The 13,624-nt window shown below is 42.6% G+C and carries 6 protein-coding genes; 1 reads left to right on the top strand and 5 read right to left on the bottom strand.

The genetic code is table 11. The annotated features are described in order from the left end of the window. Positions 1–30: 30 nt before the first annotated feature. A complete protein-coding gene (locus QZ576_RS07585; RefSeq protein WP_297095691.1) occupies positions 31–1,845 on the bottom strand; it encodes a glycoside hydrolase family 28 protein in 1,815 nt (604 codons plus the stop codon). A gap of 413 nt (positions 1,846–2,258) precedes the next feature. Here QZ576_RS07585 and QZ576_RS07580 point away from each other — a divergent pair, with 413 nt between their 5' ends. After that, positions 2,259–5,873 carry a discoidin domain-containing protein gene (locus QZ576_RS07580; RefSeq protein WP_297095689.1) on the top strand — a complete coding sequence of 1,205 codons (3,615 nt, stop codon included), beginning with the start codon at positions 2,259–2,261 and terminating at the stop codon, positions 5,871–5,873. A 389-nt stretch (positions 5,874–6,262) separates the two neighbouring features. On the opposite strand, the gene QZ576_RS07575 is transcribed toward QZ576_RS07580, so the two are convergent. From QZ576_RS07575 to QZ576_RS07560, 4 genes are all read right to left on the bottom strand, one after another. Further along, the gene (locus tag QZ576_RS07575) at positions 6,263–8,140 is read right to left on the bottom strand and encodes a sulfatase (protein ID WP_297095687.1); all 1,878 of its coding nucleotides are present in this window, start codon (positions 8,138–8,140) and stop codon (positions 6,263–6,265) included. A gap of 83 nt (positions 8,141–8,223) precedes the next feature. Continuing rightward, positions 8,224–9,717 (bottom strand): sulfatase, encoded by a 1,494-nt coding sequence (locus tag QZ576_RS07570; protein ID WP_297095685.1) that lies wholly within the window; start codon positions 9,715–9,717, stop codon positions 8,224–8,226. 30 nt (positions 9,718–9,747) lie between these two features. Further along, a complete protein-coding gene (locus QZ576_RS07565; protein ID WP_297095683.1) occupies positions 9,748–11,337 on the bottom strand; it encodes a nucleoside hydrolase-like domain-containing protein in 1,590 nt (529 codons plus the stop codon). 39 nt (positions 11,338–11,376) lie between these two features. Beyond that, complete coding sequence (locus QZ576_RS07560) at positions 11,377–12,918, bottom strand: DUF1593 domain-containing protein (RefSeq protein ID WP_297095681.1); 1,542 nt, start codon at positions 12,916–12,918, stop codon at positions 11,377–11,379. Positions 12,919–13,624: the final 706 nt, after the last annotated feature.

Here is a 13,624-nt window from a genome sequence, read left to right as displayed (position 1 = left end):
AATGAATTAGAATGCGTTTTAAATGGACTTTTAATTGATTTGAATAGAAAAACTATTCCCCTTTTTTGTAATAACTATATGTTTGTTCTCCGGATCGTACTGCCAGTTATCAGCCCCTGTAACATTAGTTGGTTCGGTTTCGGCAGATACGACGAACTTGAAATTGTGTTCTCGTTGTGCTTTTACCTCAATAATTCCATTTTTTGATTTAAAAGTGATGTCAACAGGCATAAAATTACCGCCGTCTCCCATCGGTTCCTGATAAGATAGAGACGCCTCTTTCTGCTGAAGAATGTGAATCTGCATTTCTTCCGAAAAAAGAGTAGTATCACCTTGAGCAACAGCTTGTTTTGCCGTTGGATTTACAGGAATAATTACAACTTCTTTATTTACTGAAAGTTGTTTCATTTGCTCCTCCAAACTCTGTATAATTTCAGGTTTTGGTTCTTCATTTTCAGTAAGCGAGAGAATTTCAGGTTGTTGAATATTGTTACATTCTAATAATTCAATTGGTTTACCACTTGCCGAAACAAGTAGCACATTGGTCATTGTCCAATCGCTCGCATAACTTAGCTTTCCGCTTTCTTTTGCTTCAACCTTTACATCCTCGAAACTTATGTCGTGGATATGTTTTTCGGGGTAAGCGTTGGCATAAAATGCCTGCTCAGCATTTTCAACCTTGACATTGCTGATTTTTATATAGCGAAATTCTGGAATCCCCTTTTCTTCGGGTATTACACGTTGACTTAAAACCCGCCAACGATCCTTAATTTCTTCTTCAGGAATACTTTCGGGAATGTTACAGTAACTGTATTCAGGATACCAATTCAACTCGAAGTGAAATGGATTTGCTACGTCTTTCATTTTAATATCGTGAAACCAAATATTTTCGATGACACCACCGCGTACTTTGGCTGATTTAAAACGGATACCGGTACTTGTTCCGATGGCTTCCAAGCCATACACCTCAATGTTTCTCATGCCTCCCGAGGTTTCACTACCCAAGGTAATAAGACCGTGTCCGGAGCGCGTAATACAATTTCGGTAAACGATATTTTCGGCCGGGCGGTTTACGCGCAATCCGTCGGCATCTTTACCTGCTTTTATACACAGGTTATCGTCATTACAGTCAATATCACAATTTTCTACCAGCACATCTTTTGATGAGTCGGTGTCAACACCATCAGAGCTGGGACCATGTCCCCCAATGTTGTTCTGCACCACCAAACCATCAACATGAACCCTTGTGCTGTAGGTTAATGAAACGGTCCAAAAACCGGCTCGTTGAACGGTAAAATCTTTCAGAAGCACGTCTTCCGATTCCCATACAACCACCGGACGTACACGTTCGCAGTCGTAGTCAACAGCCCATCGAATACCTTTCTCGTTATATTCGCCGTACATTCCTCCGCTATATTTTGGATCGCCCCAAAAGCTGTCCCACCAATATTTTCCGTTTCCGTCGATTGTACCTTTCCCGGTAATCCGCACATTCTTTTCGTCGTAAACATTGATGAGTGCCGCCGGCCAAAGCATTTCAATACCGGCAATTCGGGTAGCTAAACGAGGATAATAATCGTTGTTTTGAATGGCCTGAATTACTACTCCTTCGCCAATATGTAGTTCAACATTCGATTTCACAAAAAGGGCACCCGACAGATAAGTTCCGGCCGGAAAGATTACTCTACCGCCTCCGGCTTCTGCCGCTGCATCAATTGTCTTCTGTATCGCCTCTGTTGTCAATGTTTTTCCATCGGCAACTGCACCGTAATCGGCAACATTAAATTCCGTTTCCGGAACGCTGGCAAAAGAATCATTGTAAAATATCCCTTCCAGTCGTTGCACTAATTCGCTTTTCTGTTCCGTAACGCATGCACAAAACAAAAAGACAAAAACAACACTTGCTAAAATCTTTATTCTCATCACTAGTATATTGACGTGTTTAAAATTTAAAATAACTAATTAATTGATTATCGATTCAAAATTAATTTTCGTTTTCCGTTCTCAAAACCGTTTTCGGCATGCTTGAAGTTAATATAGATGCTAAGTTCTCTCCAAACACTGAAGTCAATTTGTAATAGCTGGAGAATGAATATGTCATTAGAAAGAATCAGATTATTGATTCAAAGTCACAACATATAAAACATTTTAATCTTTGGCTTCATTATTCATAATAAAATATAATTTTGAAAATCGTGTCGGATTAATGCGACAGAACCAATTGAACTTTACATAAATAAATTCTATAAATCAAAATAATGAAAAAACACAATCAACCTTTTTATTTCCTGAGATTAAACCGGGTACAGTTTTATCCTGTACTATTAATTTTCTTTTTATCGCTCCTGGTCGGATGCCAGGAAAAAAATGAATCCTACACCCGTGGAATTGGTATTTACCCGGGCAATCCGGCAGAAGATGCTTCGCCTAAAATGGTTGCTGCTGATGAAAATTACCGCAACCTGGCCAAAAACAGGCCGGCATACCATTCGTCAAGTTATGATTACAACCTGACAGCACAGCTTATTACTGATGGTATTATCGAAAACGAAGAGCCAAACTGGATTTCGGTATCAACCAACTCAGGTGTGGTGCCTAAAAATCAGCGAGAATATCTACTTGACCACAATGTAGTTACACCACTAATTTTGGAAGGTAATGAAGTGTGGATACAATTCGAAACAGGTGGAGAAACCGCGTTTCCTGAAATATCAGAAATTGACGTAATTGGCATGTTAGCATCCGATAAAAAGAAATCGGGTAAATGGCAGTTGGTTTGTTCTGCATCAGATGATGGTGAAAACTGGACCATTCTTGATGAAAAGCAAGGATCGAATATGTCGGGCCAGGCGATGTGTAATGCTGACGAAACGAAGTTAAGTATTTCCAATCTCGACAGAATGCTGGGAGATCAGAAAAAAATAATCAACTCATTCAGTTTTGCGCCCAACTCATACCGATTCTACAAAATAACATTATCTGCTCCAAGTGCCGAACGATGGACAATCACCGACCTTGACTTTTTTAACAATCAGAAGCAGGTTGAAATGGCACCTTCTCATTATTTCAGAAGCGCCTGGATGAGTTCCGGCAGTGAAAAAGAGTGGGTTTATGTTGATTTGGGTGCAGTGTGCTCCATCGACCAATTTAACCTGCAATGGATAAAAAAGGCAGGAAAAGGACAAATTCAGATTTCAGACAATATTTCCAAAGGCTGGACAGATGTAACATCTTTCGACTCTGATGAGTTATCAAATGAAATAAAACTCGACAGTCCTGTTAATGGAAGGTTCGTAAAACTGAAGTTGCAAGATGCCGCCCCCGGCGAAAAGATTATTTTAAGCGAACTGGAAGTATATGGAAAAGGCGGTTTAGCTCCTGTAGCAAAACCGGCACCTGCGTTGACTTCCAATTCAAAGTTGAAATTAACAAAAGGGGCATGGAAGTTACAAAGAGCATCGGAAGTTGAAGGTAACGGTAGTGCGATCTCTCAAAAAGACTTTGACGATTCAGGCTGGATTCCGGCAACAGTACCGGGTACAGTTTTGTCAAGCTACGTGAACGTAGAAGCTCTTCCCGACCCAAACTATAGCGACAATCAACTTATGATCTCCGAGTCGTTTTTCTACTCTGATTTCTGGTACCGCAACGAGTTTGATGTACCTGCAGATTTTAAAAGCGACAAGCTGTTTTTGAATTTTGATGGCATAAACTGGAAAGCAGATGTTTTTGTGAACGGCAAAAATGCAGGCAAAATTGAAGGTGCCTTTATCCATAGTAAATTTGACGTTAAGGATTTAATTAAACCGGGGCAAACAAATTCATTGGCTGTTTTAATTCACAAAAATGATAATCCGGGTGTTATCAAAGAGCAAACTCAAATTACTCCGGATAAAAATGGTGGTATATTGGGAGCTGATAATCCAACCTATCATGCATCAATCGGATGGGACTGGATACCAACCATACGTGGCAGAAACATCGGGATTTGGAATGATGTATTCTTGTCAACCGTAGGCCCGGTCAGCATCGAAGATCCATTTGTTACTACTGATTTAGCACTGCCGGATACCACAGCTGCAGACATCAACATTGAATTGACACTTAGAAATACTTCTTCGGAAAACATCGAAGGTGTGCTAAAAGGCTCATATGGAGACATCACTTTCGAAGAAAATATTTCGCTTAATGCTAACGAAGTTCAAAGTGTAAAATTAGATCCGTCAGATTACCCTGCCCTGCATTTTGAAAATCCAAAACTTTGGTGGCCAAAAGGATATGGAAGTCCAAATCTCTATGATGTAAAACTGGAATTTGAAGTTGCCGGAACTGTTTCAGATGTGAAGGAATTCAAATCGGGAGTACGCGAAATGAACTATGATGAAGAAAACGGGGCATTGAGGTTATTCATTAATGGCCGTCGTTTTATTGGCCGTGGTGGTAACTGGGGATTCTCTGAATCGAACCTCAATTACCGTGGCAGAGAGTATGATATTGCCGTTGCCTACCACGCAGATATGAATTTTACTTTGATTCGTAACTGGGTGGGACAAATTGGTGATGACGAATTTTATGAGGCGTGCGACAAGTACGGGGTTATGATTTGGCAGGATTTCTGGCTGGCCAATCCTTGGGACGGACCGGATCCGGATAACAATAGCATGTTTATGGCCAACGCCACAGATATGGTAAAACGGATTCGAAACCACCCTTCTATCGCCATTTATTGCGGAAGAAACGAAGGTAATCCTCCCGTTGAACTGGATACTGCCTTGAACAACCTGGTTCATCAATCACATCCGGGGCTACATTATATTTCACATTCGTCGCGTGGAGTTGTTAGTGGCGAAGGCCCTTACCGCGCGCTTCCGGTAAAAACATACTATTCGATAAATGGTCTGGATAAGTTCCACAGCGAAAGGGGAATGCCTAACGTGATGACTTATGAAAGCCTTAAACAAACGTTGCCGGAATCGGCGCTGTGGCCGCAAAATAGTTTGTGGGGAATTCACGACTATTGTTTGGAAGGAGCACAGGGAGCGGCTTCGTTTAACCAGATCATTGAAAAAGCTTTCGGAGAAGCTGATGATGCAAAAGAATTTACCGAGCTTGCCCAATGGATAAATTATGAAGGTTATCGCGGAATGTTTGAAGCAAGGAGTCCGTACAGAAAAGGCCTTCTGCTGTGGATGAGTCATTCGGCATGGCCATCAATGGTGTGGCAAACCTACGATTATTACTTCGAACCAACCGCTGCCTATTTTGGCTGTAAAAAAGCTTGTGAGCCAATTCACATCCAATGGAATCCGGTTACAGATGAAATTGAAGTGGTAAATAATTTTGGAAGAGACAGAAGCGGGCTTTCGGTTAAAGCAGAACTAATAAACATGGACGGGACTGTTGTTTGGGAGTCTGACGCAAAAATCGACAGTAAAGAAGATTCAACTGAAAAATGTTTCAAATTGGAATTCCCGGATAACTTGTCCGACGTTCACTTTATAAAACTCAAGTTAACTGAAAACGACAAAGTTATTTCGGAAAACTTTTACTGGCGAGGCTTGGAAGAAGGAAATTACCAGGCACTAAATTCACTTCCTAAAGTGAATTTAGAAAGCAACACTACAGTTTCAGAATCGGACAACAGCTGGACGCTTACAACTACAATGAAAAATACGTCAAATACTCCGGCGTTAATGATTCGCTTAAACGTTGTTGGAGCTAAAACCGGAGAACGTATGCTACCTGTAATTTATAGCGATAATTACGTTTCGTTACTACCGGGCGAAGAAAAAGTGATAACAATGAATTTGAAGAATGAAGATACCAATGGAGATCAACCAACAGTTGATATCACTGGTTTTAATATTCAATAAATTTAGATAATATGAAAATCAAAAGCTCGCCTTATGGTGGGCTTTTGTTTCTTTAAACAGTATGATTAATTCTGAGCGACCTGCAATGCTGCTATTTTAACAAGAGTAAAAAGTAAGTCTTTGACTTTGCCTTCCAAAATACGGTTAGGATACTTTGGAACGAAGACTACATGAAAATTGCTGTGATAAACGGTGTGGGATAGTTTTCGGTACTTTGCAATAAAGGCACAGTTATAAAATGCGTAGCAAAACATACACTACCATCGTCAATGGCGAAGGTTTAATGCTTAAATAAAAATTCCCGACAATTCATGCCGGAAATTCTGGGATTTACATCCCTAACCAAACTAACTATAGAAAAATCAGAAGAAGAATCCTTCTGCAGTATTTTAAATCACATCCCATTTCTCAAGGATCATTTTACACATCGAGAAATCATAGTTGCTGTAAATATCCCATCCTTTTAGCTCCCCGCTCTTGCGATCGTAAAAGTCTTTTATCCATTTTTCAATTGCCGCAGTTCTGGAGTCAATCGCGTCAACACTGTTCAATACCCAGTTTCGCTCATGCATTGTACTATTTTCGTCACTCAAAATGCGTAGGAATATCTTTTCTGCCAGTTCTTTTTCTCCTAAACGATACAAGGTTTCGCCAATTAAAACGGCTGTTGCTGTTGCATCTTCACCTGACAGTGCTTTTAACACCGGCAATGCCGATTGGGCATTCTCAACGTGAATAAGCAAGCCAGTAACTCCCCAGTAACGTAATGCTGAATCTTCGTTTTTAAGCAATTCAATGTATTCAGAAATCGCTCCGTTACCCGGCTGAGTTGCCAGTTCTGCTGCGGCCAATAATTCATCAAACGGACAAGCCTCCGACCGCATGTAATCGTACATCGATCCGCCTCCTGCCCTTTTCGTGTATTCAGTTTCCGGAATCAAAGCCACATCCCTGATTTCTTTCATCCATCGAATATTCTCTTTTCGCATGCGCTCCAACACCTCTTTATAAGCCGGATCATCAGCAAGATTATAAAGTTCGTTAGGATCGTTCTCGGTATCGTAAAGTTCTTCCACCGGTTTGGTTTGAAAAGCAATACTTTGCAAATCGTTACATTTCCCAGCCAGGTAATAATCTTCCCACGATTGTGCAGAACGGGCATTGAACAAGTACGCCAGGTGCTGCAAATAAATACGAAAAGGCATGTAGTTGCGGATGTAACGATACTTTTTATCCCGCACGGCACGGCTCATGTCAATACGCTCGTCCATGCGGCTGCGGGTCATATGAATGTATTCCGGCTCCGGTTCAACCGCATTCCCAAGAAAAGCGTTGCCCTGCATGTAGTCCGGTTTTTCAGCTCCGATTATACTTAGCAAAGTTGGAGCAAGATCTACAAAACTTATGTTGCGATCAACGGCATCGCCCGGTTTCTCTGCAGGAAAATATTGTTTGTATTTTTCAGGAATACGAACGATAAACGGCACCCACGTTCCGGTTTCGAAAATATAACGTTTACTGCGCGCCAGCACTCCACCGTGATCGGCATAATAAAAAACGATGGTATTGTCAGCCAGCCCGCTTTCTTCCAGCTCTTTTAACAAATCGCCAACCTGCGCATCCATATCCTCTATTTTGTCGTAATACTGCGCCCAATCGTGGCGCATTTCCTTAGTATCAGGATGCTGCGGCGGCAAAATCACATCTTCCGGTTTGTGCCTTAATTCCGCATCAGGTGTAAAAGGAAAAAGCTGACTTTCGTGCGTCGTCATCAAATTGAATATGGCGAAGAATGGTTTCCCTTCCGGACTGTTTTTCCAATGTGCAGTATTGCTGCATTCATCCCACATACTGTTGTAATCTCCTGCAAAATTGTAATCGGTTTTTACATTGTTAGTGCAGTAATAACCGGCTTTTCGCAATAGCTCGGGATAAGGAATAACCGACTCCGATTTCGGATAAGTACTTCGCATTTGCTCGTTCCCGTTCGATGCGGCATAAACACCGGTAATAATCGTATTTCGTGCAGGCGAACAAACCGGGCAGTTAGCATAAGCATTGGTGTAGCGAAATCCGTCAGAGGCCAGTTTATCGAGGGTTGGCGTTGTTGCAAAAGCATCGCCGTAACAGCCTAAATACGGACTGTTATCCTCGCTGGTGATCCATAAAATATTAGGCCGGTCTTGCTGCCCTCTAACTTGCACACTCAGGAACAGCGTAAATAATAAAACTAACCGACTGATCTTTATCTCATTCAGTTTTAGCATTTTGGTTTAGTTTAGATTAAAAATCAATTGCAAATATCACGGTTCCAATAGAAACCGCAATTCAGTAAAAATACTAAAATGTGCTACTCCGCGCTAAAATCCCGGTGCAGAATCTCTGCCAGTTCATCAATAATATCCTTGTATTTCGGATCGTTAGCCAAGTTATTAAACTCTTTCGGATCATTTTCATAATCATACAATTCAGCTCCCAAACGACCTTCATCCCATTCTGTATAACGGTATTTTTTTACGCGAATGGTACGTCCGAAGATGGTTGGATTTTCTGATGCCAGATTCGGATTAAAACTATATTTCGATTGTCCTTCCTGCGCTCTTGGATTTACGGTTCTCGCCTGAATGGTAAAAGCCGGGTGATCCCACTCTGCATCCGGATCTTTCAGAAGTGGCACCAAACTGTGGCCCACCAAATCTTTTGGAGGCTCCAAACCTGCAAGTTCGGCCAGTGTTGGATAAAGATCAACCAATTGAACAATGGCTTCGGTTCTTGTTCCCGAGGTCACTCCCGGCACAGAAATCAATAATGGCTGATTAGATCCTTTTTCAAATAAAGTCTGTTTTTGCCATTGTCCGTGTTCTCCCAACTGGTAACCATGATCGCTCCAAAAAACAATGATCGTATTATCAAGCAAATCAAACTCTTGCAGCCCGTCGAGCAATTTTCCAACTTGTGCATCAACAAACGAAATAGATGCATAATAAGCCTGAATTGCTTTCTTCTGCTGCTCTTCTGTTGCTCCGGCATTTGGTGGCCAAACCCAGGCTGCCGCATGCGGTTTATTCTCCCAGTCGTTTTCAGGATTTTCATGCAACTTTATCTTCTCCAGCGGATACATGTCGAAATATTTCTTTGGCGCCATATACGGAATATGCGGGCGGTAAAATCCAAGCGCCATAAAAAATGGCTCAGGACTTACACGACCGGCATTGTAACTTCCATATGCACTTATCATCTGATTGCCGGTACGCTGGCGCAAAATACTTAAAGCCACATTTGCCGAAATCGCATCGGTTACCTCATCGTCGTTACAATCCATGGCAAGGTAAGTTCCCAACATCACGGCATCACCACCCTGTAGTTTATATTCATCGGTTTTATCTTTACCAATCGGATTGTAAGTGGTTGTCCACGAAGCCGGATCATCGTGCCCTGCATGACCAATATCACCGGGAACTCCCTGATGAAATATTTTACCAATTCGGCAGGTAAAATAGCCGTTATTCTTGAATAGTTGAGCCATGGTTACGGCATCAGGCAACTTCTCGCGAAATCGTGGACCAAGGTCAAAAACACCGGTCTTATCCGGGTAATAACCGGTCATTAACGATGCACGACTGGGCCCACATAGCGGCGCCTGGCAATAGGCATTTTGAAACACGACTCCCCTTTCGGCCAAACGGTCCATATTGGGTGTGTACACATCCGGATTCCCAAAAGTATTCAAATCGTTGCTCATATCATCGGTGGCGATGAAAAGCACGTTCATTGGTTTTTCCTGAGCATAGCTTGCCAGGCTAAGCCCGAGCAACACACAAAATATGCTGATTATTTTTATCATTGTTGTAAGGTTTTGTTTTTCCAATGGGATTTACGAAACAGTAATTACATACTGAGCAAAACGCGTCATCGGACGGGTAGCGTCATCTTTCACTTCAAGGTTCACAATGAATTTGTCGCCCGTTTTTGCGTCGGCAGGAATGGTAAATTCAGTGTTCCAACCGGTTTCAGAAGAAACAGCCAGTCCTTCTGCTTTGCCTTCCATGTAGGTGCACGAGAAAGCAGGAACCCACCATTTTGCCACCAACTGGTCTCCGTCAGGATCTTTCGCATTACCCGAAAGCGAAACCGTTTCTCCCGGAGCAGCAGTGAAATCCAATTCGTCGGCTGTTACTATCGGAGCATGGTTACAGTCCTGTGGTTCGCAGATCGCCCAGTCGGCACGTGCTGCCAGTTCTTCCCACATTACGATGGTGTAATGGTTGCTTTTTTTGAAACCTTCAGGTGTTGGCCCTAAGAATTGGCGACTGCTGTTGGTAACATCCGAACGAAGTCCGATATTGATGAAAGAGGCACAACCAAACTGGCAGATGCTCCAGTCGTACGGTTTGAAATCAACACGCGGAAAATCTGCAAGGTTTGCAGGCCCCCAGCCCAGTTCAGCCGATTTCGCCCAATCCATATAAGTTATCAGGCCGTAATTGTAAATAATCGGTTCGCCATAAATAGCACGGCCTTCGCCATACAGCCAAATCTCCTCACAAAGCTTTCCGTGGTCCTCTTTGTAGGCATCAAGGATGAAATCGGCATGTAGATACGGCTGAAGTTCATCATCGGCGCGCATCGGAGAGTTGTAGCTCGACGCAAAAAAGGAACCATAATTAAAGAAACCTCCACCGTAGCCACCATTCTGCAGGCCGGGGAACATCTCGTCTATTTTACTGTCGGCACGGCAATTGTCTTCGCCATCGCCACCAATACGGACCTTAGCCGTTACTTTTGCAAGCACCTGCTCCCATTCCGGTGTGCCGTGGTACTTCTCGTAAATAGAGTACAGCGCACGTACCGTGGTGTTAATTCCGCCCCAATGCTGAATGTACAGCGGACGCATATCATCGTCCATAATACATTCCTCGATAAATTTAGAGCCATCGGTTTCAAAGCGGTAATCGCCTTCGAATTCGATGTTACCTACTTTGGTAATGCTCCTCAATTGCTCAGGTGTCGGGAAATTCGGATTATTCTTGCTCATCAACTGATAATCGGTTTCGTAATAATCCAAAATACGGTCGAGCCATGTCGGGTCAACCGGACGATACTCCGTGAGATCGGCGGCCGACTCCACACGGTGCTCGCAATGTTGAGCACTGCAGCGGTAATTTGGAGTAATCTCGCCCAATGTATGTTCGCCGTGGTCGCCCTGAAAATGATACATACCTGCTGTCCAAACAATTCCGGCAAGATCATAATGATCGGCGTACATCAAACTTAAAAGCAAACCGTTCATATCATCCACTTCCAGATCGGTGGTAATCAATATTCTTTCCTGCTGGCTTTTGTCAACTTTTTCGGCCAGATCTTCCGGTGCTAAGGTTGCTTTAGTTGCAGGCGACTGCCCGCACGAAACGAATAAAAATGTTGCCAATACCGGAGTTAAAATTGTAAATAGTGTTTTTTTCATTGTATAAGTTTAAATCAGGTTGATATTAATATGTTCTGCTTAAATTACAGTTATAATTAGCCGGTGATAGTGCGTTAAAACCGGTTCGCCCTTGTCTTCGGCCTGAAGTATGAGGTGAATGGTCTGTCCGGGCTCAGCATCCTGGGGCACTACAATAGAAGTGGATGCAGATGTAGGACTAGCAAAGGAAACATCGCCCTTGTAGCTGCCTACTTTGAATTGCATCCAGTTTGTGGAAACCGGATCCTTATCGGGATCAGATACCTCGAATTCAAGATTAACGGTGCTGCCCGCAGCTGCCGACATTTCTAGCGGTCCTTCAATAACCGGCTCGTGGTTTGCATCGTCATACTCAGAAGTAACCGACCAGATTAAACGCGCTGCGAAGCTATTTTGTATGGCCGGCAAGAAATCAGGAAGTACTTCATCCTTTACTCTTCTCATTGCATACGGAGCAGTATAGCCGGCAGCTTTCTCTTCTTCCGAAAGTTCTTTTCGGCGTCCGGCCCATCCTCCATACTCCTGCCCTTCGTGCGCTCGTAATCCATTTGCAATCAGATTCAGGAACATTGGCGTATCTCCTTCGCTAATAAAACTACCTTCGGGCTGAGGTGGTGTCCAAACCCAGTACCCCTTTTCGCGAAGTTCGTCAGCTGTGTATCCTTTTTCGCCAAAGTAGTCGGTAAAATCGCCTTTAGCCATTTGCCGGCCATCGCCCCACACACGGTAATGTTCTCCAAAAACACCTTTACTTTTGACATTTTCCATGGTCCATTCCGAAGAAAAATAGATGGTATCTTTAGTACCGGCAACTGCACGCTTTGCTCCATAGCCCAAACTTGTAACTCCAGCATTAAGTATAATAGATTCAACCTCCGTCCAGTTGGGTTGCACATATTCCTGGTAAGATAAGTCCTGCATCCCGGAAAGACAAAATTTTGCCTTTGCTGAAACCTTTGCTTTAATACTTTCCCACTCGGGAGTGTCTTTATATTCTTCCTCAATCGACTTTAGTGCTCTCGAAGCAGTACTCGGGCCACCCCAAACCTGGATAAAAACAGGTCTCGGATCATCGTCAAGCAGAATTTCTTTTATCCTGTCGGAACCGGGAGTGTCATGAGAAATGTCGCCTTCAAACTCAACATTGCCCACGTAAATCTTTGACTTCAATTCCTCAGGCGTTGGATAATCTGGATTATGAACTTTTAGATTCGGATAAACAGATTCGTAAGCTTCAACCAGATCATCAATAAAACGCTCGCCTTCTGCCCAACGCCACGAAGTTTGTGGTCCCAGATCCCGTTCTTCAGAAGAATATTCTCTGTCGGGAATATACTGAGTAGTTCCTTTTCCGTCACCTTTCCAATGAAACCGGCTACTTGCATAAATCAGTCCTTCAACGTCGAAGTCGGTACTAAAAAGTAAAAAGCGAATCAGAGAATTATTGTCATCCAATTCGGGGTCGCAGGTAACTATAACACGTGGTTTGGATTGTTCTTGCCTTTCTTCTTTATGGGTACTTGTGCAAGCAAATAAAAACATGGAAACTGTTGCCGCGTAGAATAAAAGTTTAGGTTTCATATTTTTAAATTAGGTTCAAGTTTATCCAAACGAAGCAAAAGATAATAGTTTTAATCTGTTGTAAAGCTAATTGGTGTAATTTTTTAAGTAAAAATAAACAAGCCGTAACCAAATTTGTCCTGTAATCCGAAATTTGGATTCCATCACCCCCGCCCTGCAATAAAAACCTGTTGAGGAATGCGTTCGTCCTTGATGTAAATTCCACTTACGTGCGTGCCAATATATACTTCGGCAAAATGGGTGATTCCAACTGCAATATTATTATAATATCCGCTAGGGTAATCCTTCCCACTCGTGTATTAAACACAACAACAAATTTTATTCACAACACAGGACAATGAAGCAGAAAATAAGTTTGATCTTACTGGGCCCCTCCTATTTTCAATCTTGTTTTTGGCGTGCGACCTTACATCCCCATTGTTGATGACGACACAGAAGACAAAGAAGAAGCCGCAGTGCCTCCTTTTTTTAATCTCGCCTTCTGTATCGCAACAAAACCGCTATTTCTTCCGTAGTAATACCTGTGGAAAAATCGAACCACCTTACCACCAAAAATCGGAGTCACTAATCGCAGGAGAAACTGTACGTCATACTTTGATAAGCATGACATAAGGCGTTATAATACCAATGCTTATAATGTGCATTTGTGTGCCCGTGATTAGTGAATAACTGTACGACTTGATTTAAAAATCAGGGATTGGTGTGA

The organism is uncultured Draconibacterium sp., from assembly GCF_913060805.1.
GTDB lineage: Bacteria > Bacteroidota > Bacteroidia > Bacteroidales > Prolixibacteraceae > Draconibacterium.
The sequence above is the reverse complement of the archived record's forward strand: the minus strand, read 5'-3'. Positions and strand labels throughout refer to the sequence as shown.